The organism is Bartonella sp. HY761, assembly GCF_026743145.1.
Lineage (GTDB): Bacteria > Pseudomonadota > Alphaproteobacteria > Rhizobiales > Rhizobiaceae > HY038.
In genome coordinates this window covers 1-26,799 of the sequence record NZ_CP104887.1, presented here as the reverse complement: position 1 = coordinate 26,799, position 26,799 = coordinate 1, and the positions used below count along the sequence as shown (strand labels likewise).

The 26,799-nt window shown below is 41.1% G+C and carries 19 protein-coding genes; 4 read left to right on the top strand and 15 right to left on the bottom strand.

The window, feature by feature from the left end:
* Positions 1-11 precede the first annotated feature (11 nt).
* The 7 genes from N6A79_RS00095 to N6A79_RS00065 form a co-directional block, all read right to left on the bottom strand.
* On the bottom strand, positions 12-809 hold the full coding sequence (locus N6A79_RS00095; protein ID WP_182418336.1) for a dimethylarginine dimethylaminohydrolase family protein: 798 nt from the start codon (positions 807-809) through the stop codon (positions 12-14).
* Between the two features lie 545 nt (positions 810-1,354).
* Positions 1,355-1,816 carry an Lrp/AsnC family transcriptional regulator gene (locus N6A79_RS00090; protein WP_182418335.1) on the bottom strand — a complete coding sequence of 154 codons (462 nt, stop codon included), beginning with the start codon at positions 1,814-1,816 and terminating at the stop codon, positions 1,355-1,357.
* 256 nt (positions 1,817-2,072) lie between these two features.
* On the bottom strand, positions 2,073-2,786 hold the full coding sequence (locus N6A79_RS00085) for a GntR family transcriptional regulator (RefSeq protein ID WP_262079313.1): 714 nt from the start codon (positions 2,784-2,786) through the stop codon (positions 2,073-2,075).
* A gap of 161 nt (positions 2,787-2,947) precedes the next feature.
* Positions 2,948-3,631, bottom strand: a complete 684-nt coding sequence (locus tag N6A79_RS00080) for a type 1 glutamine amidotransferase (protein WP_268546499.1) — start codon at positions 3,629-3,631, stop codon at positions 2,948-2,950.
* Between the two features lie 88 nt (positions 3,632-3,719).
* Entirely contained in the window at positions 3,720-5,030 is a 1,311-nt protein-coding gene (locus tag N6A79_RS00075; protein WP_268546498.1) for an NAD(P)/FAD-dependent oxidoreductase, read from the bottom strand.
* Position 5,031: 1 nt separating this feature from the next.
* The gene (locus N6A79_RS00070) at positions 5,032-6,390 is read right to left on the bottom strand and encodes a glutamine synthetase family protein (RefSeq protein WP_262079310.1); all 1,359 of its coding nucleotides are present in this window, start codon (positions 6,388-6,390) and stop codon (positions 5,032-5,034) included.
* An 860-nt stretch (positions 6,391-7,250) separates the two neighbouring features.
* Positions 7,251-7,703, bottom strand: a complete 453-nt coding sequence (locus tag N6A79_RS00065; protein WP_182418330.1) for a tetratricopeptide repeat protein — start codon at positions 7,701-7,703, stop codon at positions 7,251-7,253.
* A 459-nt stretch (positions 7,704-8,162) separates the two neighbouring features.
* Between N6A79_RS00065 and N6A79_RS00060 the strand changes: the two genes are divergently transcribed.
* Positions 8,163-10,517, top strand: coding sequence for a membrane-bound PQQ-dependent dehydrogenase, glucose/quinate/shikimate family (locus tag N6A79_RS00060; protein WP_262079308.1), 2,355 nt, complete (start codon positions 8,163-8,165; stop codon positions 10,515-10,517).
* Between the two features lie 90 nt (positions 10,518-10,607).
* Here the strand turns inward: N6A79_RS00060 and N6A79_RS00055 are convergent, their stop codons facing one another.
* From N6A79_RS00055 to N6A79_RS00035, 5 genes are all read right to left on the bottom strand, one after another.
* On the bottom strand, positions 10,608-11,225 hold the full coding sequence (locus N6A79_RS00055; RefSeq protein WP_268546497.1) for a carboxymuconolactone decarboxylase family protein: 618 nt from the start codon (positions 11,223-11,225) through the stop codon (positions 10,608-10,610).
* Positions 11,226-11,469: 244 nt separating this feature from the next.
* Positions 11,470-14,718: a bpX6 domain-containing protein gene (locus N6A79_RS00050; RefSeq protein WP_268546496.1), complete on the bottom strand. Its 3,249-nt coding sequence runs from the start codon at positions 14,716-14,718 to the stop codon at positions 11,470-11,472.
* 2 nt (positions 14,719-14,720) lie between these two features.
* Positions 14,721-16,595 (bottom strand): hypothetical protein, encoded by a 1,875-nt coding sequence (locus N6A79_RS00045; RefSeq protein ID WP_268546495.1) that lies wholly within the window; start codon positions 16,593-16,595, stop codon positions 14,721-14,723.
* Positions 16,592-17,026 (bottom strand): bpX5 domain-containing protein, encoded by a 435-nt coding sequence (locus tag N6A79_RS00040; RefSeq protein WP_268546494.1) that lies wholly within the window; start codon positions 17,024-17,026, stop codon positions 16,592-16,594. The genes N6A79_RS00045 and N6A79_RS00040 overlap by 4 nt, the downstream gene beginning before the upstream one ends.
* Positions 17,013-18,143, bottom strand: coding sequence for an AAA family ATPase (locus N6A79_RS00035; protein WP_268546493.1), 1,131 nt, complete (start codon positions 18,141-18,143; stop codon positions 17,013-17,015). The genes N6A79_RS00040 and N6A79_RS00035 overlap by 14 nt, the downstream gene beginning before the upstream one ends.
* Before the next feature lie 306 nt (positions 18,144-18,449).
* Between N6A79_RS00035 and N6A79_RS00030 the strand changes: the two genes are divergently transcribed.
* Positions 18,450-20,042, top strand: coding sequence for an ATP-binding cassette domain-containing protein (locus tag N6A79_RS00030; RefSeq protein ID WP_268546492.1), 1,593 nt, complete (start codon positions 18,450-18,452; stop codon positions 20,040-20,042).
* A gap of 58 nt (positions 20,043-20,100) precedes the next feature.
* Here the strand turns inward: N6A79_RS00030 and N6A79_RS00025 are convergent, their stop codons facing one another.
* Together N6A79_RS00025 and N6A79_RS00020 are read right to left on the bottom strand one after the other, a co-directional pair.
* The gene (locus tag N6A79_RS00025; RefSeq protein ID WP_268546491.1) at positions 20,101-21,672 is read right to left on the bottom strand and encodes a multicopper oxidase family protein; all 1,572 of its coding nucleotides are present in this window, start codon (positions 21,670-21,672) and stop codon (positions 20,101-20,103) included.
* Positions 21,673-21,754: 82 nt separating this feature from the next.
* Positions 21,755-22,042, bottom strand: coding sequence for a hypothetical protein (locus N6A79_RS00020; RefSeq protein ID WP_268546490.1), 288 nt, complete (start codon positions 22,040-22,042; stop codon positions 21,755-21,757).
* Positions 22,043-22,577: 535 nt separating this feature from the next.
* Between N6A79_RS00020 and prfA the strand changes: the two genes are divergently transcribed.
* Positions 22,578-23,654 carry a peptide chain release factor 1 gene (gene prfA / locus N6A79_RS00015; RefSeq protein ID WP_182418322.1) on the top strand — a complete coding sequence of 359 codons (1,077 nt, stop codon included), beginning with the start codon at positions 22,578-22,580 and terminating at the stop codon, positions 23,652-23,654.
* Complete coding sequence (prmC, locus tag N6A79_RS00010) at positions 23,651-24,523, top strand: peptide chain release factor N(5)-glutamine methyltransferase (protein WP_268546489.1); 873 nt, start codon at positions 23,651-23,653, stop codon at positions 24,521-24,523. Before prfA ends, prmC begins: the two co-directional genes overlap by 4 nt.
* Positions 24,524-24,658: 135 nt before the next feature.
* On the opposite strand, the gene dnaA is transcribed toward prmC, so the two are convergent.
* The gene (gene dnaA, locus N6A79_RS00005) at positions 24,659-26,122 is read right to left on the bottom strand and encodes a chromosomal replication initiator protein DnaA (RefSeq protein WP_268546488.1); all 1,464 of its coding nucleotides are present in this window, start codon (positions 26,120-26,122) and stop codon (positions 24,659-24,661) included.
* Positions 26,123-26,799 lie beyond the last annotated feature (677 nt).

The following is a 26,799-nucleotide window of genomic DNA, read 5'->3' as shown; positions in this document are numbered from 1 at the left end:
TAAAAGATATTTTAATTTTTAAACCAACGCAGCGACATGCAAGATAAGCCAGCATCAATTTTGCCGATTTCGGTGGTTTTAAGCGGCACAACATTATAGCCATGGCCGGTTAGCAAATCGATTGTTTTTGGGAAATCCGATCCAACAAATACGGTATCATTAACCCGTAATGCGTTTGCTGCAGCTTCTTCACCCTCTGGAACAATAATTTGACGGAAACGCGAAAACACACCAGAAGCTGCTAAGCGTGCAGTGGAGAAAATAGTTTCATCATCGAGCAAAGAACAATCAGTTTTAAAGTGTAATACACCTTTAGGTGTTTGAACAACTTCACCCTTTTTGCCCAATTTTGCAAGTGCTTCGATAAGATCTTCAGCGCCTTTTGCATCAGTTCGTGCAGATAGGCCAATCATAACGGCGTGAGGCGCGTTGAGAACATCGCCGCCATCTGCATAACCATTTTGTGGCAAGCGCAAAACCGTATCAAACATTTTTTCAATTGTTGGTGCAATTTCTTGCACTTCATTGATGCGCGTTTCGGCGCCCGGACGAAGCAAAATTGCGCCTTCACTGAAAACGAGCGCTGGATCTTCAACAAAGATTGCATCTGGAAAAGCTTCAAGTGCAGGCAATACGGTAACATTTACTCCAGCAGTTTTTAGTGCTGCAATATAAGCATCATGTTCAGCCTTAACACCTTCATAGGTAGGATTACCACGATCATCAGCACGCAAACCATTAACGACCGAGCGTGAAGGCTCGCGGACAATCACTGAGTTAAAGTTATATACACTTCTTGTTGTAGTCATTTTGAACCCTTTTCCTTACAAAGTTATCGAAAAATTGAGTGCAACCAATTTTTGAAAACCTAATTTTTGATGGGACTAACTGCCATGATTACTTTACTTAAATAAAATTTTTAATTGGATACTAATAATATGAATAGTTATAATGAAGTATATTTAAAACACTTCATTTTAAACTATGAGATATCAATACAAACATCCAAAATCAAATAAAGCCATATCTATGATCAATAACTCCCAATCCTCCTCGATTTTTCGTAATATTAAAGTTACAGTTATAATTTTTTATTTAAAACTGTAAAAATATACAAATTTTCGCTAAAATTTATAAAATTCGTCAATGCTAATTATACAAATTTCATAAAACTTGCAATATTCGCAGCTAAAAACAATTGTTATTTTAGGAAATTTTGCCCAATAATTACACTAAAAAGAAAAATATATTTTATAACTGTTCTTAAAGTGAAGAAATTTTGCAGTTATAATTCTATCTTCGTAAGTTAAGTCGGCTCAATATTTCAAAATCAACGGATAAAATTGCATGTATCTTAGCTAACACTACTCAGCAGTAAACTGGTCTCGCTATTTAAAACACCATCAATCGCGCGGATTTCCCCTAAAACACGGTCAAACTCTGCAAGATTATCTGTGGTTATATTAGCAACCAAATCCCAATTACCGTTAGTAGTATGCAATGTTTGAATAGCGGCAATCCCACGCAAGTGACGTATAACCTGTGTGGTGGATTTACCCACAACTTCAATGAGCATGATTGAATGAACTGCATTTGCGTCATAATCATCGCGAACACGAACCGTAAAATTACTGATTGTGCCATTATTGACCATACGATCGAGGCGATTTTGTACTGTACCGCGAGATACTTTTAAAATATCAGCAAGTTTAGCAAGCGGCGCTCTACCATCTTGCCTTAATAAGCCAATAAGGCGCCGATCGAGTTCATCAGGGATATATTTTGAATATAATGAATTTGAACTATTTTTATGCATTTTTATAACCCTGATAGTAAAATTTACAATTTAATGCTGATATTTTACAAGGGTCTATTAAAATTTACAACGTTTTCATTTTAGCAAGGCTAAAAATTTAAGCCTAATGAGTTTGTCCATCAAAAGGCTTAAATTTTTGTGCCAAATTGCCATAGTTAAATTTATTAATAAACGTAGTAGGTTTTATCCACCATTTTGGTTGCTAGGGAAGCGCCGTTCAAGTAAACAACTATATAACGGTAGGACTATTTGCTTGTTAAGACTTAACCGATCTTTTTACTTCTTCAGCTTCGATAAAACGTTTGCGGCCAAGATAGCCGGCACCGTCATCAATATCAGCAATGATTGCGGCTTTTAAAGCTGCGCTATCCTTTTTCTCAAGAGCTGCCAAGGCTTCCTGATGATGATCGACAGTATAGCTTTCCGACAAATTTTCGGTGGCTTCACGCATAAATGGCCCAAGGCGCAGCCAAACAGATTCAATTAATGGCAATAAAACTGCGGCTGAGCGCTTTTGATATAAATAGCGATGAAAGGCAAAATTCTTTTCAATGCCAAGCTGAATATTACCGGTTTCATAGGCGTGATTGATTTCCTGATCAATACTGCGAAGGCGAGCAAGATCCATAAAGTCAACAAATGGCAAAGCGCGTTCTGCCGCCAATGTCTCAAGAGCAATACGGGCGGCAATGATCTCGTCAAATTTATTAGGATCAATATCAGGAATACGCACACGGCGATTATCAAGGTTTTCCAAGGCACCTTCTGCAACCAAACGATGCAATGCTTCACGAATTGGCGTTGCACTCACATCCAGCAAATCGGATATTGCCTTGACCGTCACTGGTTGAGCTGGCGGAAAATGCCCTGTCATAATTGATAGGCGCAGCGAGCGATAAACCCATTGCTTAATGGTTTCATCACTATGCTTTTCGTCTTGCAAAAGGTTTAACCCTGGCTTTTTTTTCATTGCTTTTCCTTGCCCAATTTTAAAATTGAGCCTTTTTAATTATGCCAGATATGAAAATATAAAATATCTTAACCAAACACCAGCAAGTTATTTTATTGCCCGTAAATATAGTGACCTTGAAGCCATTTTATTAAAAAAACGGCTTCAAAAGAATAATTGCGTTAGGATAGTATATTTTGCTGAAAAAAATCTATAATTTCATCGGCAACCGCATCTCTAGCAAGATTTTTTTCGCTTGGCTCAATGGCAGTGTCACGCACATTTTGCGGCAAAACATCTTCGCGTGCTTCATATAAAGCATCATAGAAGCTAGCACTAAATTCGGGATGGGGCTGAAAACTTAAAGCCTTATTGCCATATTGTAGCATAGCAAATTGACAAGCATTGGCTGAGCCAATCACTTTCGCATCCTTTGGCAATTCGACAACTTGATCTTGATGCCAAGCAACAAGATTTTGCGTTTTGCCATTATCGCGCTTATATTCGATTTGCCCTACCGACCAACCGCCTTGAAATTTTTCAACCTTGCCGCCAAGGGCTTGCGCAATAGCTTGATGGCCAAAACAAACACCAACTAAAGGCCTACCGCTTGCATAAATTTCGCGGATAAGATCAAAAAGCGGCGGCAACCAAGCATGATCTTCATAAACGCCAAATTTAGAACCGGTAATCAGCCAACCATCAGCCTCGCCAATTGAAGCGGGAAAAATACCATCAACAACTGGATATTCAATAAAATCAATATCCTTGCTTTGTAATAGCTTGACAAACAAGTCATTATAATCGCCATGATGGGGAATAATGGCGTCAGGTGCATGTCCTGTTTGTAAAATTCCAATTTTCATTGACCACTCCTGATCATGATGCGAGCTTTTAGACATTTACATAAACCCAAAAGCTCAAATTAATAGCTTAACAAAAACTAAGACTTCTCTATACACCTAATTTGTCGCGTATGCCATACCACCATGCACCAAGAGCTGTAAGCGGCACACGCAATAATTTCCCTCCCGGGAAAGGCAAATTTGGCAGGGACGCCCAAACATCAAAGCGCTCACTGTGACCGCGCACTGCTTCACCCAAAATTTTGCCCAAAAGATGCGTGGTAGTTACACCATGACCACTATCACCATGAGAAAAATAAACCGTATCGGATAATTTACCGATATGAGGAATACGGGTTAAGGTCAATGCAAAATTACCGCTCCATGCAAATTCAATTTTTGCATTTTCAAGCTGGGGAAAGGTTTTAAGCATATTGGGGCGAATAACTGCTGTAAGATTACTTGGGTTTTGTCCACCATAACCAATACCACCTCCATAAAGCAGGCGATTATCAGCAGTGCGGCGATAATAATCCAAAACATAATTGGCATCTTCAACGCAGTAATTAGCTGGCAATAGACTATCGATCAAATCCTTATCCAAAACCTCTGTCGTCATTACCTGACTGGATACTGGCATCATACGGCCACCAATTTCAGGCAAAAGACTTCCAATATAGGCATTAGCGCAAACAAGTACATATTTTGCCTTAACCACGCCTTTACTGGTGTGCACAATTGGATTTGCTCCAGTATCAACACTGGTAACGCGTGAGTTTTCAAAAATCTTGCCGCCTTGCGCGCTTACTGCTGCTGCCTGACCAAGCACCAAGTTAAGTGGGTGGATATGGCCACCGCGAAGATCAATCATACCACCAACATATCGATCACTGTTGACATATTTGCCAACATCGCTCTTGGAAACCATTTCAAGACCATCATTGCCATATTGTTTCCAATTGGCGCGGTTTTCTGCCATGCCTTTCACCTGCTTATCGGTAAAAGCTGCAAAAAAACCACCATTGACGAGATTGCAATCAATATTATATTTTGCCACCCGCTCGCGGATAATGTCGCCGCCCTCAAGGGACATAGCACCAAGTGCATTGGCCTTTTCTTGTCCATAACGCTTGGCGATTACCATCAAATCACGACTATAACCATTAACAATTTGGCCACCATTACGCCCTGACGCGCCATAGCCAATACGATCACCCTCAAGCAAAACAACGGAAAACCCATTTTCAACCAATTCAAGCGCAGCTGAAACACCGGTAAAACCTGCACCGATCACACAAACATCGGTCGTGATTTCACCTTCCAATTCAGGATGGACGGTCTTGTCATTAGCGGTTGCGGCATAATAGGTTGCGGCATGACCTGGATTAGAAGTGGTATTGGAATTAGAGTTTGTTGTCATATCATACTGTCCTTATATAGGCATCATATTCAACATCGGTTACACGCAAGGCAAATTCTGCCATTTCTTGCCTTTTACAACCAGTAAACAAATCACGATATTTGGGGCCAAGGGTTGCATAAGCAAAGCTTGATTTTGCAAAAAGCTGCAAGGCATAATCCCAATTGGTTGGTAGTGGTTCATGGGCGATATCATGATCATCACCATGGATTGGACCACCTGGATCACGGCGGGTTGTCATGCCTTCAAGCGCTGCTGACAAAATCATCGCAAGTACAAGATAGGGATTGGTATCAGCGCCAGCAACGCGGTGCTCAATACGGGTAGCCGCTTTACTTGCAGTAATAACTCGTACCGCAGCTGTGCGGTTATCATAGCCCCATGAAGCATAGGTTGGCGCGTGCTCACTTGGGGTTAGACGGCGGAATGAATTGGCGTGCGGCGCAAAAATTGCAATACTATCCGCCATATTTGCCAAAAGACCACCAACAGCATGCAACAGCACTTCCGATGGGCCTGTATCGCCAGCAAAAACATTTTTGCCATTTTCATCAAGTAATGAAAAATGCACATGCATACCATTGCCAGCCTGCGTACCATATGGTTTTGCCATAAAGGTTGCATCAAGATCATGCTTGCGCGCAACACCCTTAACAATACGTTTTAGCAGCACGGCAAAATCGGCAGCCTTTAACGCATCAGGCACGTGATTAAGGTTGATTTCATATTGGCCAGGGCCATTTTCACGCAAAGTCGTATCAGCAAGCACTTTTTGTGCGCGGCACGCTTCTGAAATATCATCAAAAACATGCTCATATTCTTGTAATTCAGCAATAGAAAGCACTTGTGTTTGCCCCGTATGCCAACGGCCATCACGGGTATTTGGTGGACGCACTGGATCCAATGCCGAGCGAATAGGATCGATAAGATAAAATTCAAGCTCGGTTGCAACCACAGGAGTTAGTTTCAATTTCTTGAAACGCTCCAAGACATTGATCAAAACCTGACGAGGATCGGCATAAAAGCCAGTACCATCACGGTTTTGCATGCCCAAAATTACCTGTGCGGTTGGGCGCTCCAACCATGTGACGCGCGACAAAGAATCGGGTGAGGGAAAGCACATTCCATCAGGGTCACCAGTACCTGTTGCAAGACCTGCATCATTAACGTCACGTCCCCAAACATCAAGCGCATAAACCGAACGCGGCATAGCCATGCCATTTACCAAAACATCCAATGCACGTTCACGCGGAATCCACTTGCCGCGCGGTACGCCATTAACGTCAATAACGAAGGCCTCCAATACGCGCAAATCAGGATTTTCTTCTATAAATTTCTTTGCTTGAGCTTCATCAATCATAATACACCAGAACTAAAGAGATAATTTTAAAAGGAAAACGATTCTACAATGCCTAAGCTGCGCTAATCCTCACCAGCGCGACATTTGGTCAAAGGAATCAATATGGTTGAGTTTATTGGAGAAAGGACTAAAATCTTTTGCAATTTTAGCTGCCCCAAAAACCGCTTGTGCAAATTTGTAGTAGTACTGAAAATCATCTTACACATTTTTTGGAAACTATTAATCAAAGCAAAAAAAGAATGTGTTCTTTTCAAACGAAAATCGAACTTGTTACCCTTGAAATTTTGGGCAGCCAAAAAAAATTCATTATTGTCCATTGCTATACCTCCCATGACATGATCCAATAGCTGCGATATTATTAATCGTCTTTTCTATCGGTCATATTTATATATTTGATCAATTATGCTATTAATTTGATCAAATGTAAAGAGCAACAGCACATAGTTTTATAATTGCCCATAAAATGTGGGAAACTATCATCAAACTTTCACAGATTAATTCGCGGCAAAATACCAAATTATGGCGTTTTTGAAAATCTAACCGCGCATAGCCGCTTTTGAAAATTGGATATTACACGCTGTAGATTGAAAGGCTCAAAAGGTGAGTGCGGACAACTTGGCAAAGGCATTAGGCGCTTACACACACCTATTAGGAGTACCTATTTGATCAATATTATGATTCGCAAGCAAGTTATAATATGGAAAATCTGTTACTGCCTTTTTAAAGGCTTTGCGGCAGTAATAATTTAACGACAAGATGACAACCTTACCAATATTCAAAGGCAAATTCGTCTCAAACACCCATATCCTGATTTCCCACATAACGGCAAAAAAATCAGGACATGGTTAAGCTAAATTAGTTTATTCAGCGTCGTCAAGTAGGCCTTTTTCGTCAAGAAAGGTTAGATAAACTTCGCCTTCTTCTTCAAAAATTTCATCGCCTTCCATTTCATAGGCCTTTAACAATGGCACAACCGCTTCATCCTTACGATCAAGATCGTAAAGAGTTGCACCAATTGAGTAAAGCACATAGGGATTGGTTGACCCGTCTACGCTTTCATAAGCTGCATTAAACGCCACCAATGCCTTGTCAAAATCTCCAACATTGCGATAACCATCGCCAAGAGCTGTATAAAGCCACAAAGCGGCGTCCCATTTGCCTTTAGGTTCTGGAAGCAAAGCTAAAGCGTCAGTCCATTTTGCAATGGCTTCTTCAAAATCACCATTTTCAAAAAGATCTTCACCATCTTCCGACAAGTCAGCTATTTGATCAAAGATTTCATCAGGCAATTCGTCTTGTTCATCAATTGTCATATCTTTTAATCCTTTTTGGCAAAGTCATTATGGCAGGTGTAAATCATATTACTTCATTTTCGTTGCCGATGAAATATCAATTTATACAATTTTGCCAGAATTCTGATTTACGACTTTCTACACAACAAATAAATTTCCCTAAAAAATGTTTGCATTAAAATTTGCGTTCCCAACGAACTTGCTATTGATGTATTGATATTCAATCAAATATTTTAACAATAAATATAATCATAGAATGCACATTCTTTATATTAACTGAGAAAAACCAAACCTATCACAAAAATATTATCACTATTGATTTATAGTATTTTTTAGCGAAAACGCCGATAATTAGCCTATATTTAAATTACAATAATTTTAAAAGACAGCATAAAAATATGTTAATTTTCAAGTTCTTATTGACATAAGGCATCACTTCCATATCTATTTTTACCTAAACTTCAGTTTTGGGAGAATAGCGTGCTACTTATTATCATTAGTTTTGTGATCCTGCTATTTGGTTTGGCTGTCGCCGCTTTAGGCGTTCAGCTAGCTCTGGTTGGTGGTTCACCTTTTTATATCATTATGGGGCTTGGCCTTCTTATGAGCGGCTTCTTGCTTTTGCGCAAAAAAGCAAGCGGTCTTTGGATCTATACATTTACTCTCATTTTAACTTTTATCTGGACGCTTTATGAGGTTGGTTTTGATAAATGGCAATGGATCCCGCGTGGCGTTATTCTTGTGCTGTTTGGACTTTTATTATGTCTGCCTTTAGTATCACGGCCAATAAGAAACAATCACCAAAATACTAAACCCGCATCAAGGCTTTTGGGTGGTTCGCTTTTGGTGATTATTCTATTGGCTGTTGTGTCTTGGTTTATTGACCCTGCCACTTTTGACGGCGAATTGCCACAAAATGAAAAAATTGCCAGCACTATTGATCCAAGCCGCATGGCTGGAGATGATTGGGTAGCCTATGGTGGTAGCAATCTTGGCCAACGCTATTCAACCTTAAAAGACATTAATACCAGCAATGTTGGTAAGTTAAAATTGGCTTGGGAACACCACACCGGCGATTTTCAAGGCAAGGATGATTCTAGCGAATATACGTTTGAGGTTAATCCCTTAAAGGTCAATAATACGATTTATAGCTGCACACCGCATAATATTGTTGAAGCCCTTGATCCAGTAACTGGTAAACTTAAGTGGCGTTATGATCCACGGGTTAAAGGTAGTGTCATTTATGAACACCAGACCTGCCGTGGCGTTTCTTATCATGAAGATAAGCAATTGGTTGAAGGCAATCATTGTCCACGCCGGATTATTGCCACCACGGGTGATGCCCGTATGTTTGCAGTTAATGCCGATAATGGCGAAATCTGTAGCGATTTTGGCGATCAAGGCTTTGTTAATTTGATGGAACATCAACCTAATCAAAATCCCGACACTTTTATGATGACGTCCCCTGCGGTTATCTCGCATGATTTAGCAATCATTGGCGGTGCAATTGCCGATAATTATTATATTGATAATCCATCTGGTGTCATCCGCGCTTATGATGTGCATAATGGCCAATTGGTTTGGAAATGGGATGCGCAAAAACCCAATGAAACCAAGCCGCTTGAAGGCGATGCCACTTATGAACCCGGCTCTCCTAATGCTTGGACCGTTATGGCGGCCGATGATGAATTAGGCTTGGTTTATGTGCCACTTGGCAATAAGTCACCAGACCAGTTTGGTGCAAAACGCTCAGCTGAAGTTGAAAAATTTACTGCAGCCCTTGTTGCGCTTGATGTTAAAACCGGTGAGTTACGCTGGAGCTTCAAAAGCATCAATCATGACCTATGGGATAGAGACTTGCCCTCACAGCCCGTGCTGCTTGATTTAGATTATCAGGGCAAAAATGCACCGGCTATTATCGTGCCAACCAAGGGTGGTAATCTTTGGGTACTTGATCGCCGTGATGGTACGCCAATTTACCCTGTCCATGAGGAAAAGGTTTCCGATAAATCTGATATTAAGCAAGAAACTCCAGCTGGAACGCAGCCAATATCCGCACTCAATTTTATTCCGCCTGTTCTTGAAGAAAAGGACATGTGGGGTATCACGCCTATTGACCAAATGCTTTGTCGGATGACCTATCGTAAAAGCCGTTATGACCGCAATCCATTTACACCGCCAAGCCTTGAAGGATCTATAGTCTATCCTGGCAATACTGGCATTTTCAACTGGGGTAGTGTTGCCGTTGATCCGGAAAACCAATATCTTTTCGGTACGCCGGTCAATATGGCATTCCGCTTTAGCGTCTATCCACGTCCAGACTTCCCACAAAATGCCGATGAGCGAATGGTATCAACCGGTCCTAAGCCATCGGGCGAAAATCTTGGTGGACCTTTTGCAGTAAAACTCAGTGCATTTTTATCCCCACTTGGTATTCCATGCCAATCACCACCTTGGGGATTGCGTGTTGGTGTTGATCTTGCAAGCGGTAAAACAGCATGGCAGCAAAGAAATGGCAGCGTAGAGGGGCAAGAATTTGCTGGCCAGCGCTTCCCAATTCCACTTGAAATGGGCACAATCAGCCTTGGCGGCCCATTAATTACTGCTGGTGGCATTGTCTTTATGGCAGGTACTGCTGATAGTGGCTTTAGAGCCTATGAATTAAAAACCGGCAAATTACTATGGGAAACACGTCTGCCCGCCGGTGGTCAATCAACACCAATGAGCTATCGCGGCGCTGATGGTAAGCAATATATTTTGGTAGCTGCTGGTGGTCATGGTTCAATGGGTAGCCCGATGGGTGATTCCATTCTTGCCTATACAATCGAACCGTAATATTCATTCTAAAAATCTTATAAAAAACCCTGCATAGTTTTCTATGCAGGGCTTTTTATTGGCAAAATCATTAAAAATGACCGCTCACTTTTATATTATTTGGTCAAGCACTGTTTGGGCGCGTTTACCAACATCACTGCCAAGATTTGCATTTAGGATATTTACAATTTGTTGCAATTGCTCTTTGCTTAATCCCGTATTCATGCCAATATTGTAATGGACTTGCAATTGCGCTTCAAGCCCAGGGATAGTTGCCAAAATTGCAATGGTTGCAACTTCACGGGTTGGATAATCCAAAATATCACGGGCAAAAATATCACCAAATAGATGGCTTTTCAAAAATTGATCAATGGCAGGGGCAAAATCATAAACCCCGCCCCTAACCGGCTGACCAACCACCTTAGTTTGGATTTTTGTACCAATTTCAAGCATGGATTGATTGGTAGCAATGGGGGAAATATCGCGGCCAAGCTCATCATTTTTGCCCGCAGTTTTGCGACTGTCTAAAACATCTTGCAATGCGTTTAAACCATTTAAACTACGCGGAAAACCAGCATATGCATAGGTTTGAATGATAACTTCCTTTGCTTCATTAATGGTAACCCCTTCATCTAATGCTTTATCTAGAGCGCTCTTTAATGCCGCAATATCACCCTTAGCTGTAAAAGCTGCAATAGGAACAATCATTTGTTGTAATTGACTAAGCATAAAATGTCCTTTTTGTTCCAGTTGTTTGAATGAAACTTTGATAAAATTTGGCTTTTCAGCAGTCTTGTTCGTTATTGGTTTTGATTAAACCAGCTAAAGCCTATGAAAGGAATAGGCTAAATTCATCATACTGTTATGAATGAAATTCATGAATATTAAACCGTTTATAATTTTACGCACTAATCCAATGTCCAATTTGGTTTATCCAAATCGATTTTAAAATTGTATTTATGCTAAGATAAATTTACTGAACGCTTATTGCTTTGCCGGTATGGTTTACCATGTCAAAATGAAAAATGCGGCCGCGATCATCATAAACAATTAAATGGTTTTGCTGCTCAGCCAAACGATAGCGACTATTACCCCATGCAAGGGAGGCAATGACATCATTATCATGCGAAATTGCATATATAGATTCATTATAGTTGACAATAAACGCGTTATTAAAGCCAAACATAGCAACAGAACTATTTTCTCCTACATAACGGTCATTAATTGAAACAAATTGCGTTTTATCAGCGCACTCAAAAACATCACAATAATAAAGCTCAGTATTGCCTTCATCATCTTGCTGAATACCATAGCGATAGGCCATATAATCTTCGGGCAAGAACATACGAGTTACCCCACCCTCCTCGTCTGGAATAAAATCACGCGAGCGTAAAGTTCTACTTGGTAGCGAATAATACCAATTTTCAAGTGAGAATGACTTTTTCTGTGAGTTTCCATAACCAATAAGCCATTGCTCGCCTTTTGCAGTTGTTGGCACACCTTCAGCAAAGCGATGGCGATAACGGATCTTAAATACTGTCCCCGATAATTCTCCGCTTTTCCAAAGCGATTTTAAGCCTCGGGCTGTATCAAGCACATGAATAAAACCATCCGTTAGCGCAACTGACCACGAAACACCGTCAAAATCGCGCGTCATTGCTTGCAAAGCCAAATTTTTGAGCGGCGTTAAACTATTATCAGTTAGATTAAGCCGTGTGATACGATATAAATTATCGCGCTGCATTAATAAAAGCACAATATTACCAGAAGCCGACACCACCAGTTGCGAAGCAGGCACATCATAAAAAGCCAATTGATGGCCTAAATCATCAAGAAGCACCACGCCGCCATCACCAAGGGCGGCAATAAATCGTCCTTCACTGACATAGACTATATCATGAATATCAAGCGGTCTGCCATTGGTTGGTGCTTGAAAATCACAAATATTACTGGCGCTAAATGCATCCAAATCATCTTGCCCCCAACCGTTTTTTGGCAAATCAGCGTCAAAAGCAGATTGTTGGCTGGCATGTAAAAGCCGCAAAAACTTTTGTTTATTAAGATAAAATGCGTTTTGATGATGCCATGATAAGGCTGGCCTTGTAATGAAGCGGGTTAAAAAAATAAGTCCTTCACTACTGTCACCATTTAAAAATGCCTTATCAATTTCGCTAATGAGTGCCTCAAAAATTTTGGGATTTTTATTTTCAATAATTTGGGTTATTTTAGTGCGATAATCCTCAACCGTGTCTGATAGTAAAATTGCCCGTTTAACAAGCGCGGCAGCACCAAGTTCACCATCTGATTTTTCAGCTAGTAAAAGCCATTGCAATGCAAGATCACGCTGGTTTTTAAGCGGCCAGATAATTTGTATGGCACTCATCAAATTGCCATTTTCAGCTTCAAACAATGCCCATTCTTCGCGCAATCGAAAGCTCGCTGCAGATTCCTCCTTTTCAAGGCGCAAAACCGCCGCAGCAAAAGCATGGTCGCGGCGCGCAACAGCAATAGCCCAATCCCATTTTCCGGAAAGGCAATATAGTCGCACAATAATGTCACTCGACATGTCCCAAGCAAGCGCGAGTTCGGCGGCTTTATCACTGCGGCCATTTTTTTCAAGGTAATCCAACGCTTCCACGCGCTCATCCAAGAGTTCAGCTAAAACAAAAGCGGCTTCTTCAATGCGGCCCTGCTGATCAAGGGTTGTAAAAGCGCGCCGATAATAGCCAGCAAGCATTTTTCTTGCGTCTTCGTCAATATTGAGTGAGCTACCACCAACGTGCTTTGCGCCTAATTGCAAATTATCTCGCGGTCGTGGCACGCCAAACATTGGGCCACCATCACTTTGGTCCGATGAAAATGGTATAGCATGGCGCAAAGCATTTTCTATATCGCCTTGTTCAAACATGCGCAGCATAGAATTTAAATATCGTGCCTGCCGCATAGCAAACAAGTGGTTTAACTTGCTAACAATTGCTAACCGCGCCACCAATAAACGCCATAAGGGTGGGCGCATAATCTCATCTTCATCACGCTGTTTAAGCCCATTTTCATTATTTTTTGAGCGATTTTTATTCTTATTGCCTTCGGTTGTTGGCGTGGAACTGTTTTGAGTTTGTGGCTCATTCGGCGCTATTTCTTGGTTTAGGTTTTCGACAACTGCACTTTCTGCACTTTGCGCTCTTATTGCATCATTAACGCCTTCTTGCTCAACGTCTTGATGAGTTGATTGCACGCTAGGACCTTGCGCCCGCGTAGTTTGGCGGTAACTGTGCCGCGTTGCTAAGCTGTCTTGATATTTTGTATATTGCTCAACACTTGTAGCCGTTATCTTATTAAAAATATTAGATATTAAAAATTTGCGTAATAAAAATATAAAAAGTGCCATCAACCCAAAAACAACCAACCAATAAAAAATTGAAGGGCTGCTACTATACTCGATAATTGGTTGAGCGACTGGATTATTTTGCGGCGTTGATTTTAATGGAATTGAACGGCTTGCATAGATCCAAAAAAGTGCTTGAGCAATGAAACCGAACAATGCTAGGCGAAAAACCCATTTAACGGTGTTATTAGAGCTTTTAGTTTGGCTTTTTTCTCTTCGACTGCCATAAACGGAGCCGCCACTATCATTACTCTTTGCTGCTGACTTTTTCTTTAAGTCTTGTAATATTCTTTTTTGGCTTTCACTTGGCTGCGGAATATTATCACCCAATATTGCACGAGTATCACCGCTAGGCTTGGGAGCAATTTCCTCAATCTCTATCACTGGCGGCGTGAGATCAAAACTTTCATGCCACGTATAGTTAGCAATATTTGCCCAATTGGACGGGTCAATATATGCGCCTTGACTGAATTTTAAAGCCTTGGTCTCATTGCCAGCAATGATCCAACAATCACAGACGGGCAATGTTTTTTGCTCGTTTTTATCAAGATCAGCAGTGGCAAGCATTGCACCATAAGCAATCAAGGGTAGCCCCGGTAAATCACTACAAAGCATTGAGCGTACAACAGGAAATCGCAATAAATCACCATTTGCATTGAAATAGGATTCGCTACTACTTGAAAAGCGCAAAATTTGCGCGCCTTTTTGCCAGTAATGCCAGATAATCCGTTGGCGCTCATTTTCGCTATACCATTCATGGGGCAACCACAAACCAGCTACATCGCGTCTTCCTTGCGCTAAAGGTTGGCGCACCGGTGAAAAAATCGCTTTATCCATTTTTATCCCCGTTTGCCTGCCCCGTTTGCTTGCCCCGTATGCGCCATAATTTGTCGACTGTTGACATCAAAAAAGATGATGTCATAATCGACATTATGCATCACAATAGTACCCGAATAGATACACATTTCAGCGTTAGCTAGCTTTACCGCATCGCTATACCAGTTTTCAAAACGATCACCACGCCATGCACCAATGGTTTTCTTATGGTCCCAGATAACTGGTACCAAAACATTTAAAGCGTCATCAAACCATGTGCCAATGACCTTACAGCCCTCGGCCAAGGTGAATAGAGTTTCAACAAGCTGCTCACCACCAATTTTAGTCCGGCTTAACCAGTTTAAGCGGCTTTCATCAGAATTTTGGGCAAGTAAACCAGATACAAATTTTTGCGATCCCTTATAAGCTGGATTGTCAATATAGCCTATTTTTATAAATGTCTTGGAAGTTTGAAATGATGGCCCAAGATCAAAAAATTGTTTAACTTCGTTATCTTTGACATTGATCATATCTAAGCGAAAATTTTCCTTTATATTTTTTAAAACTAAAAAATGCTTATAGGAATAATATTGCACAGCATAAATGTCGCGAAACGCAAAATTTTCTTTCAAAGGCTTGATTGTCGCATCGGTTATATAAAGGTTTTGTGTCAAACCGCCTGACAACCGCGCAATCCAGCCAGAGTCATATTTATCAGTCATGACAATGAGCGGTTCAATTTTTTGTGTTGTTCTTGCAGGTGAATCGGAAATATTGGTTTGAATATTTCCCCTTAAAAGCTTATGGCCTTTTGCCCATAATTGATAATCTTGATCAACTTTTAATAGCAAGTTGATATGACCATTTATCATATAACCAGCTGCTACAATATAGGCGCTTTGTGGTAAAGACCACTTACGTATTTTAGGCTGAATTCGACTTATATCAACTTCAATAAACTGGTCATCATTGTCGCCGCGCATGCGCAGCATGACTTTTTTACCATTAGGTGAAATGATTAGGGACGACAAAAGCGAAGCTTTAGCAAGCAAGCTGTTAGTTTGCTTCTTTGCTTGCGTTTCTTTTTTGACAAATTTAGCCGATAATAAGCGCTTACATTGCTTTTCATCGGGTAAAGGTAGCGCAATTTCAATTGCTGAGCGGCCATTTTGGTGCAAAATAACCTCAAGCGATGTACCTTTAAACGTTTCGTCAATGCTTAATCTGTGGCTTGCAAAAAGGCTTTTACCTTGATCATGAAATTTTTGGCTACTGATAAACCAGCACTCATCGCCTTTGTCGCCTTGCCCAATAAAATCACGCCATTTATCAAGTTTTTCAGCTGTTATTAAAGCAATGTGTCGGTCATCGAGCATCTGCCGTAAATGGTTAACATTGGAAAATTCATGCCATTGCGGTTCATTTTGCACGATGCCCCAATAAAATTCGCCTTTTAGCAATTGCGCACGGCGCGATAAAAGCATTAACAAGGCAATATGGGCGACACGCGGCAAGCCAAGCTGCATAATGCCGACATCAAAAAGGGCAAGCACTCTTTTACCGCCATCGTCTTCAAGTGGCGGCGGCGCAAAAAACAAATGTTCATGCTGAGCAGCACGGCGCAAAAATTCATCGGGAAAACTATCCGCAAGCATCCATTCAGATAATAGCAAATTGGCATAATTTCCGCGTCGCAATACGGTTTCAAGACCCGGCGCGGTTAATAACCCACCATCATCACTTGGGCGCGGCGCGGTTAATAAGGGATGCAAATGATGCAACATTTGCCCGATATCGCCCTGCAAATCGGATAAAAACCACTTAAGCCAGTGCTGCCACTCAGCCAATAAGCTATTTAATGTATTTGGGTTAGATGCTTGCTGTTGCGCCATTGTCATTTTGCGTTTTCCTCTAACTCTTGGCGCAATAATGTCAGCACTGAAGATTGAATAGGAAATTGCCGATGCAAATCAATGATTTGACGTGGTTCTGGCCATAACAAAAACGGCGCTGGAAAACGCTTTTTAAAGGCTGCAAGCAAAAGGTCTAGTGGTGCATTAGGCATGCTATGCAAAGGTAACCATAATTCTGGCGCTTCAAGATCATGGCCAATATAATGGCCATTTTCACACCATGGTAAATATTGCAATGACCCTAAAACCACAATGCCATAGCGAAAACCGACAATTTGCAAGGCCGCTTGCCGCGCACTGTCATCAATGGCTTCCAAACGGTCAAGCAAATCAAAACTTGCTGGGCCAAAAACAACCATGCCTTTAGCAGTAAGCCCATTTGGCCGCGCTTGCCATTGCCAATCAAACTTCGCCATGGCGTTTTTCCTGCAAACGCTCTAGCAAGCGGGCACGCAAGCCAAGCAATTCTTGCGGCACAGCATCACTTGCAAAATTGACATCAATTTCACGCAAGATATTTTCAATTGCGCTAAGATCACTCTCTTCCGCCTTAAGGCATAGATCCGCCATTTCAGCGAGACGCGCAACGCGGCTTGCCGGTTGCTCTGCCACTGCTTCGACTGCGCCATGCAATGAAAAATTAGCCGCATCGCCTAAAATAGGGCGTAAAATATCTTGGGCAAATTTTTGCTCGGCCTCAGTTGGTACCACATAAAGCAAAGGCCATAAATCTTCTTTGCTGGCCTCAAATCGACCATTTAATAAAGCTGCTGCGGCAATTAAATTTTGGCAACGCACAATACGCCGATCTGATAGATTTATTCCACCGTGACGCAGTTTACGTATTGCATCAGCCAAAATTGGCCGCATATTTGCCATATCAACATTTGGCAACTGTGCGTTTAATGTTGCAATGAGGTCACCAGCCCTTTCAAAAGCTGCATTTTGGCTTTGTGCCTGCCAACCACCTTTTAACATAACTTCCAATTGATGATCGGCAATACGGTCAACAAAAAGATGCATTAAAAAGCGATCAGCAAAGGCGGCAAGGGCAGGATCGTCTGGCAAGGAATTGGACGCACCAACACATATTTTTAAAGGGCAGATAAGTTCGGTATGGCCGCGGCGAAAACGCCGTTCATTTAAAATACCAAGCAAAGTATTTAAAATTGCGGTAGAGCCAAGAAAAACCTCGTCAAGAAAGGCAATATCAGCTTCAGGCAACATGCCAGAAATATCAGTTTCAACCTTGCCTTCTTTTAGTTTTCGCAGGTCAACCGGCCCAAATAATTCCGATGGTTCAGTAAAACGGCCAAGCAAATATTCAAAATAACGTCCGCCAAAGCAATTAGCCACTCGGCGCACCACAGCACTTTTGCCGGTGCCGGGCGGACCAATCACCAATAAATGTTCGCCGGCAATCGCGCCTAAAATCATTAATTCGGCCAATTGCTCGCGACCAATCATGCCTTCTGTCGCCAACTTTATGCGTTGCCGAATTAATAAAGTTGTTTGTTTAAGATCAACCATCATTGCCCCGTATGCTTATAATTCCTGCGTTTATATTCAAATGCCAAAAAGATTTAAATAATAAAAGCGCAATTGCCATGCAAATTGCCTTGCTTCTTTAAAAGATGCAATGAAATAAATATGACATTAATGGTAATTTTATTGAAAAATAGCGCTATTTTAAATATAGTTATGCCAAATCTATGGTAAGCCTAGGATTTTCATGTTAAAATTTTGGTGCAAAATAGTCCTATTGCAATAAAGGAATAAGTGTCGTGCGCAATCCACTCATAAAATTATTTGTTTTATTTTATGAAAAGGTGGTTTTCCATGGCTTATTCTCCGATACTCGACTTAACATCACTTAGCTATCAATTACCTGATGGTGATTGGCTGTTTTCCAATGTCAATGCGGCATTGCCTGTTGGTTTACATGGCTTGATTGGAAAAAACGGGGCTGGTAAATCCAGCCTTCTTGACATAATTGCTGGCAAAAAACAGCCAACAAGTGGTGCGCTTCAAACACCAAAGCCAATTGGTTATCTTAACCAAAACATTAAAGATAGCACCAATACTACTCTTGCAGATCTATTTGGTCTTGGTGACGATTTGCGTATGCTTGAAAAAATTGAAAAAGGCGAGCTTTTATCTTTTGATAGCGATAAGATTAACTGGACTGCATTGGAAGATTTTCACAATCTTTTGCAACAAAGCACGATTAATAACCATAATTTTGATACATTGGTTAGTAATTTAAGTGGCGGTGAGATCATACGCGCTAGCCTTATTGGACTTTTTTGTGCCGCCTATCCGCTTATTTTGCTAGATGAACCAAGTAATAATCTTGATAGTGAAGCGCGAGATTTCTTAATTCAACAATTAACCCAAAATCCTTTGATTGTACAAAAAAGCATTATTGTCATTGCCAGTCATGATCGGCAATTGCTCGAACACATGGACACAATCAATGAATTATCATTAACGGGTCTTTATCAAGTGAGCGGTAATTATAGTGTTTATTATCAAGATAGAGTGCAAAGGCTAGCCAAAATTGAAACCGATGTTCATCAGGCAGAGGTTGATTTAAAAAATGTTAAAAATAAAGGCATAAAGCTTATTGAGCGGCAAAATAAGCGCGACCAAAACGGAAAACGCAAGAACAAAACTGCTAATATTCCGAAAATGTCATTGGATAAGGCAAAGAATAATGCTGAAAAATCCCGCAGCAAAACTATTCAACAGAACCAAGCCTTATTGAGTAAAGCGCAAGATCTAATGACGGTTGCAAAATCTGCGTTGATCAAAAAATTGCCGATTGCTTTTAAGCTATTACCGACCAAGCTAGCGCCACAAAAGCTGGTTTTATCGGCAAATGAATTAACAGGTGGCTATAATGATATTATTCAAAATTTCAATCTCGAGCTTTACGGACCAAAACGCCTTGCGCTTCATGGTAAAAATGGTAGCGGTAAAACGACTTTATTAAAATTATTGAGTGGTACCTTGCCGATAAAAAGCGGCAATGCAAGTATTTTTGTCCGCTTTACCATGCTTGACCAATTTGTATCTTTGTTGGATGGCAATTCTACCTTGCTTGATAATTTTGCACGGCTTAACCCCATGGCCAATGATCGCCAATGTTTTGAGGCTTTGGCGCGGGTTGGTTTTCGCAACACTATGGCAAAAAGAATAATTGGTGATTTAAGTGGCGGTGAAAAATTGCGGGCTGGTCTTTGCTGTACCATTGGTAGCGATACGCCGCCTCAATTGCTATTACTTGATGAGCCAACCAATCATTTGGACATTGAAACCATCGAAGCCTTAGAAAACGGACTAAACACCTATGACGGCGCATTAATTATTGTTAGCCATGACCGAGACTTTTTACATAATATACATATCAATGAAGAAATATGGCTGTAAGCTAAACTCTGTCCTGCTGTGAAAACAGGACAGAGTTCAATATGGGTTAAATATTGGTTTAAATAACGTTTAAATTGGCCATCATACCAAGGGTTTCATGTTCTAAAATATGACAATGGAACATGCGGATGCCTTTTTCTGTTTGCTTAACCTTTATGGTTACTTTTTCATAAGGGCGCAAATTAAAACTATCCTTAAAGGCTTTAAACGGCTCATCGGTTACTTTGCCATCAAGTTCACGCTTAATAATTAAAAATTGCGTGCCATGAAGATGAAAAGGATGATCCATATGAGAATTGTTGAAAATTTGCCATTCTTCAACCGCATTTTGCTTACTGGTTAAATCTATCCGATCCATATCATAGGTTTTGCCATTGACCTTGAACATATTTTGCAACATGGCCATTTGTTTGGCTTTATCATTGCCCATATCCATATGGGCGTGATCCATTTCCGCTTCCGAAAACTCAACGCTTTTTGTTGCAGTAACCGCACCAAAATCGTCAATTTTTCGCAAGAAATCTGGTAATTTAACTGGGCTTGCATCAATCGAAATATCTGCCAACAGGACATCATCATGCGGCTCAGTTACCATCATTTTTTGGCGGTCATAATAATGGCTTACCAATTGTGACGATTGGTCTTTATCTGTTTGTAAAATCACCTCGACTCGCTCGGCAGGGCTAAGCATTAATTCATTGACGCCAGGACGTGGCTTTTCCAAAAGGCCGCCATCACTACCAACCACAATCCATTGACAATTAGGTATGGCAAGGCGCAAATAGCGGGCTGAACAAGCATTCCAGATGCGAATACGCTCGCCAGATTTGACGTTAATGCGTGGCTGTAATTGACCATTAATCAACACAAACTGCCCTTCGCGACCATTCATCCAATCCATCATGGTATTTTCAGGAATATTACCGTTTTTATCAAGGCGTAAGTCTGAAATAAGCCAATGCTGCTCGGATAAATCATTTAAAGGATCATTTTTGGCTTTTACAATAAAGCTACCAGCAAGGCCTTTTGCCACTTGCTCCGAAACATCGCCATGGGGGTGAGGATGATACCAATAGGTGCCGGCGCAATTTTGCGGCAAAGTAAAACGATAGATACGACTTTCGCCTGGTTTTACCGCATCATGGGGATTGCCATCTTCTTGCGGCGGTACTGGTAAACCATGCCAATGTACTGTAGTTGATTGTGATAGTGAATTTTTAAAATGGATTTCAACCGTATCGCCCTCATAGACTACAATTTGCGGCCCAGGCAATTGGCCATTATAGACCCAAACTTCAGTTTCCTTGTCGTCAGCCAAGTTAACTTTGATTGGCTTTGCTTCCAAATTCGCTATAAATACGCCTTGCTTATTAGCGATATTTTTTAAAAGCTTTAAGGGCTGCAAAGGCTGCTTGCTTGGCATTTTATCAAGCGGCATTAAATCTGCTAAATCATGCGACATGGCGGGCATGGAACCATGGCTATTATGATCCATCTTATTGTGATCCATTGCACCATGACCCGAATGGTCGCCATGCCCTTGATGTCCACTTTGTGCCAAAGCCTTATGGGCAACAGTTACCATGAGGGCGCCAGAGCCCAGCAATTGCAGAATTTTTCTACGATTCATAATTTACACCTAATGTAAGAAAGTTAATTTTTAAAAAGCCTTAAAGCCATTTTTGCCAAGGCTTAAACTTCAAAAAATACAATCAAGACACTTTAGGTGGGGGTAATGGCGGCAGATAATTGCTTTGCACCATAAAAACATCGTGGCTTAAAACCATAGTAATTTTGGTTGGCGTTATGCTGTAGGAATAAAATTGGTCGATAGGGGGAAAGCAAAAGGCGCAGCCGGCCATTAAGCGACAACAATCTTGTAAGTGATGCGGTAGTTGTGAGGACTGGTTAGCTACGTCCCTTGTGTCATGGCAATCAACATCAATAAGCGCTATTCCAGCACTATCGCTACTTATATCATTGGTTATCTCATTGCTCATTTTATACTGCATGAATGGCGGCGCCATTATATTAAGCGAAAAAACAAGCGCAAACATCACAGCCAAAACCATTAGTCTTGGATATTGATGCGGTCTTTTTTTAAAACTGCTTAAAATTTGCGTCACGATAGAGCAACTTAACATAGATTAAATTGAAAACTGCCAAAAGTGTCATCAGCCCAATATTTAGTCAACCGGCAGTTGGTGAAAAGCCATGCAATAATTTTTAACTTCCATTGATCTTAGCCTTAATCAATTAAAAAGCCAATAAAGGATCGTTCACTTTATTCTGTTTTGCTATTTTTATGCTGCGAAACCATATGGAAAAACATTAAAATAATACCAAGCCATTGATAAATTGGTTGTAAAGCGCATAAATGCGCGTATATAGCTTAAAACAAGATTGCAACCATAATCGCTTTAATAAAATCTGCAAGATTGGATAAAAGTGATCAAATAGTTCAAATATATAGCTATGCTAAGGCTGCATAAGCTATTTATTTTATAAAATTTATTCAAGGTCAGGTAATAAGCAATGGTATCACTGCCACTGGATCGCATGCATCAATTGGAAAAACGCTTTGAAATGATTGAAGCGCAGATGTCACAAAATCCCGATTCTGAAACCTATGTGCGCCTTGCTTCTGAATATTCGGATTTGCAGCCGATAGTCACTCAGATTCGTGGTTTAAATAGCGCCCTTAGCGAATTGCAAGATTTGCAAGCCATGCTTGATGACCGCGATACAGACGCAGAAATGCGTGATCTTGCTGAGGCGGAGTTACCCGAACTTAGAGAAAAAATTGAAAATTTGGAAAAATCCGTCCAAATTTTACTTTTGCCAAAAGATGCAGCCGATGAGCGCAGCGCTATTTTGGAAATTCGTGCGGGTACTGGTGGCTTAGAAGCTGCCCTCTTTGCCGGTGATCTTTTCCGCATGTATGAGCGCTATGCTAGCGAACATAATTGGAAAGTCGAATTGGTTTCAACCAGTGAAGGCGATGCCGGTGGGTTTAAGGAAATTATCGCGACTATTACCGGTAAGGGTGTGTTTTCCAAGTTGAAATTTGAATCAGGCGTCCACCGCGTGCAGCGTGTACCTGAAACAGAAGCCGGTGGCCGTATCCATACTTCGGCAGCAACCGTTGCGGTTTTGCCGGAAGCTGAAGATATTGATATTGAAATTCGCAATGAAGATATTCGTATTGACACCATGCGTGCATCAGGCGCCGGCGGTCAGCACGTCAACACTACCGACTCTGCTGTGCGCATCACCCATCTTCCAACCGGTATTATGGTGGTGCAAGCGGAAAAATCCCAACATCAAAACCGCGCCCGCGCCATGCAAATCTTGCGCGCCCGTCTTTATGATATGGAACGGCAAAAGGCCGATAGCGAGCGTTCAGCATCGCGTAAAAGCCAAGTTGGTTCGGGCGATCGCTCTGAGCGTATCCGCACCTATAATTATCCGCAAGGCCGCGTGACGGATCACCGGATTAATCTCACGCTTTATAAGCTTGACCGCATTATAGTTGGCGATCTTGATGAAATTATTGATGCGCTTATTTCTGATCATCAAAGTGCATTATTGGCAGAGATGAGTGACGCGTGACCAGTAAGACCCTGCAAGAATGTTATTTGAGTGCAAAACAAGCCTTCAAAGACGCCGATATTGCCACTGCTGAACTTGATGCAGATTTGCTTGTAAGTTGGCTTACTGCGACGAGCCGTTTGGACCGCGTTAGCAATCCTGAATTGGTGATTACCCATCAATTAGTGATGGAATTGGACAGCATTATCAAACGCCGAACAAAGGGCGAACCTGTGCATCGCATCATGGGAAAGCGCAATTTTTATGGCCGTGATTTTTGGCTGAATAGCGACACATTAGAGCCGCGCCCTGATACCGAAACTTTAATTGATGTGCTTTTGCCCTATGTGCGTTCACTTGCACAACAAAAGGACAAAGTCACAATTATTGATATGGGCACCGGTAGCGGTGCTATTGCTGTTACCCTTGCTTGTGAAGAGCCAAAAGTTGACGCTATTGGCGTTGATATTTCACAAAATGCTCTTGATATGGCAAAAAGCAATGCTGCTCGGCATGGGGTCGAGCCGCGCTTTACACCGCTTTATAGCAATTGGTTTGAAAATATTGTTGGAAAATTTGATATTATTGCATCAAATCCCCCTTATATTCCCCATAAGGAAATAGAAGAGCTTGATATTGGTGTACGTCAATTTGATCCAATGCGCGCCCTTGATGGCGGCGATGATGGTCTTGATTTTTATCGCCAACTTGCTGAACAAAGCCGCAATCATTTAAATGGTGATGGCTATATTGCTCTTGAAATTGGTATGGGCCAAGAAAAAGATGTAAATGATCTTTTTGACAAGAATGGTTTTATCCTTGTTGAAGCAATTGCCGATTTGTCCGCCATTATCCGTGTGCTAATTTTTAAAAATAAAATCGATAATTGATTTATTGCTTATAAGCAAAATAAAGCCCAATTTGACGATATCAAATTGGGCTTTTTTTATGAGATATTATTTGGCTCAAATAAAAAGCGTTCAAGTTTTAAGCTTAAACGCTTTTTAAAAATCAATCCAATAGGCTTAGCTTGCCTGATCATTGATAAGGCGTTTTAACAATTCCAATTCCTGCGCTAGCTTTTGATCGCCGCCAACCAAATCCTCGATCTTGCGCACGGCATGAAGAACGGTGGTATGATCACGACCACCAAAACGACGGCCAATTTCTGGTAATGAGCGCGGTGTCATCATCTTGGCAAGATACATTGCAACTTGGCGCGGCTTGACGATAGTTCTGGTGCGGCGATTGGATAATAGATCCTGCTTGGATACATTATAATGGCGGGCAACTACACGTTGAATTTCTTCAATGCGAATGCGCTTTGGTTCACCGCTACGGGTCAAATGGCCTAATAATTCATCAATACGATTGATGGATAGTTCTGGCTCAAAAGATTGGCGGAATAAAAGCTGGTTAAAGGCACCTTCAAGGTCACGGCCAGAGCCTGAAACGCTTTGGGCAATATAAGATAAAATATCTTCACCAATTTGAATGCTTGGTTCTTCTTGGCGAGCGATGCGTAAACGGCGACGCAACATTTCAAGGCGCATATCATAATCTGGCGAGCCAATTTCAAGCGATACGCCACCTTGCAAGCGTGAACGTACACGCACATCAAGCGATTCCAACTCGGCTGGTGCACGGTCAGCTGCAACCACTACTTGTTTGGCGCTGTCAAGCAAAGTATTTAACAAATGGCAGAATTCGTGCTGTATAGATTTACCTTGCAAGAATTGCATATCATCAATGATAAGAAGATCAATATCACGTAGCTGTTCTTTAAAGGATAAGGCATCATTATCGCGAATGGCGGTTGCAAAACGCCACATGAAATATTCAGCGGTTAAATAAACAACCCGTTGCGGTGTTGGGTGTTTCAAGGCAGCAGTTGCAATTGCCTGCAAGAGATGGGTTTTGCCTTGACCAACGCCAGCATGAATGAAAAGTGGATTAAAACGCAATGCGCCTTGGCTCCCCTCAGCTATAGAGCGGGCAGCGGCAAGAGCCACGCGATTGGCTGCACCTTCAACAAAATTTTCAAAGGAATAACGAGGATCAAGCGGAGAGCCAAAAATACTGGCATTGGAATAGCTAGAGCTTGTCTTTTCAGTTCGGGTTGGACTGGCAACCGGTGTTGCTTGCTCACTTAGTTGAGGCTCGCTTGCAATATTTGCACTTACTGTTGGTTTTGGTGCGCGATTCATGCCGCGTACAATGACTTCAACGCGCATAATAGCAGAGTTTTCTTCGCGCCATAATTCTGTAAGGATAACAGCATAATGGTTGTTAATCCATGAGCGTAAAAAGGCAGTTGGCACAGAAAGGCGAACCTGATTGCGCATATATTCGGCTAATTTTAAACGGCCAAACCAGCTAGAATAGGCTTCAGCACCAACTCGTGCCTTTAATTTTGCCGCAACACGTTCAAAGGCTTTTGCACCATCTTCATCAGAAATTATCATATTATTGGTCATTCCCTCAGCCATGCTATTCTCCAATGATGGGTCTATAGAAGAATTCCCAAAATTTTCTTCCATATTGTTCAAGTCAACATTTACCATCATCTTTAGCCTTTTACTCTTAACACATTAACCAATAGATTTTAAACTGAAATCGCAAAATTTCATATTTTCTATGCGGAATTGCCGCAAATTCATTTTTCCACCAACTGCAATATTTCTATGCAGTTATGCCAATCATTCCAAAGCCTAATAAAACCATCTAAATAAAATAGAGCAGTAACTCACTTTTCAAGTGGTTTATATAAGCACAAAAATCCTCATCAAGCCCAAACACAAATAGAGTTGGACTATGCCTTTTTGGATCAAATTTTAGATATCACTGTGATAAGCGCCTTATTCATAATTATTAACGCAGCTCTTATCTTGCCGGTGTGTAGACCACATTACAAAAATCGCTGGGAGCATTGCAAGTGCTGAATCCGATTCTTTTATGTCCAATGTTTTTTTCAATTTTGCAGCAATTAGATTAGATTTTTTACCATCAACTTTGATTCAACACAGCTTTTTCAATTGAGATTGAAGTGAGCGTGCAAAACTACAACTTTAAAAAAAAATTATAATATGGTCTTGACTCTAAATAGTGTTATATACACCTATCCACATCCTGTGGATAAGCACAATAACTAATTGATTTTATTTGA

What these genes read in the sequence shown, in the direction of transcription:
- N6A79_RS00095 (WP_182418336.1), bottom strand. Translation starts at nt 809, where the DNA reads ATGACTACAACAAGAAGTGTATATAACTTTAACTCAGTGATTGTCCGC.
- N6A79_RS00090 (WP_182418335.1), bottom strand. Translation starts at nt 1,816, where the DNA reads ATGCATAAAAATAGTTCAAATTCATTATATTCAAAATATATCCCTGAT.
- N6A79_RS00085 (WP_262079313.1), bottom strand. Translation starts at nt 2,786, where the DNA reads ATGAAAAAAAAGCCAGGGTTAAACCTTTTGCAAGACGAAAAGCATAGT.
- N6A79_RS00080 (WP_268546499.1), bottom strand. Translation starts at nt 3,631, where the DNA reads ATGAAAATTGGAATTTTACAAACAGGACATGCACCTGACGCCATTATT.
- N6A79_RS00075 (WP_268546498.1), bottom strand. Translation starts at nt 5,030, where the DNA reads ATGACAACAAACTCTAATTCCAATACCACTTCTAATCCAGGTCATGCC.
- N6A79_RS00070 (WP_262079310.1), bottom strand. Translation starts at nt 6,390, where the DNA reads ATGATTGATGAAGCTCAAGCAAAGAAATTTATAGAAGAAAATCCTGAT.
- N6A79_RS00065 (WP_182418330.1), bottom strand. Translation starts at nt 7,703, where the DNA reads ATGACAATTGATGAACAAGACGAATTGCCTGATGAAATCTTTGATCAA.
- N6A79_RS00055 (WP_268546497.1), bottom strand. Translation starts at nt 11,225, where the DNA reads ATGCTTAGTCAATTACAACAAATGATTGTTCCTATTGCAGCTTTTACA.
- N6A79_RS00050 (WP_268546496.1), bottom strand. Translation starts at nt 14,718, where the DNA reads ATGGATAAAGCGATTTTTTCACCGGTGCGCCAACCTTTAGCGCAAGGA.
- N6A79_RS00045 (WP_268546495.1), bottom strand. Translation starts at nt 16,595, where the DNA reads ATGACAATGGCGCAACAGCAAGCATCTAACCCAAATACATTAAATAGC.
- N6A79_RS00040 (WP_268546494.1), bottom strand. Translation starts at nt 17,026, where the DNA reads ATGGCGAAGTTTGATTGGCAATGGCAAGCGCGGCCAAATGGGCTTACT.
- N6A79_RS00035 (WP_268546493.1), bottom strand. Translation starts at nt 18,143, where the DNA reads ATGATGGTTGATCTTAAACAAACAACTTTATTAATTCGGCAACGCATA.
- N6A79_RS00030 (WP_268546492.1), top strand. Translation starts at nt 18,450, where the DNA reads ATGGCTTATTCTCCGATACTCGACTTAACATCACTTAGCTATCAATTA.
- N6A79_RS00025 (WP_268546491.1), bottom strand. Translation starts at nt 21,672, where the DNA reads ATGAATCGTAGAAAAATTCTGCAATTGCTGGGCTCTGGCGCCCTCATG.
- N6A79_RS00020 (WP_268546490.1), bottom strand. Translation starts at nt 22,042, where the DNA reads ATGAGCAATGAGATAACCAATGATATAAGTAGCGATAGTGCTGGAATA.
- prfA (WP_182418322.1), top strand. Translation starts at nt 22,578, where the DNA reads ATGGTATCACTGCCACTGGATCGCATGCATCAATTGGAAAAACGCTTT.
- dnaA (WP_268546488.1), bottom strand. Translation starts at nt 26,122, where the DNA reads ATGGCTGAGGGAATGACCAATAATATGATAATTTCTGATGAAGATGGT.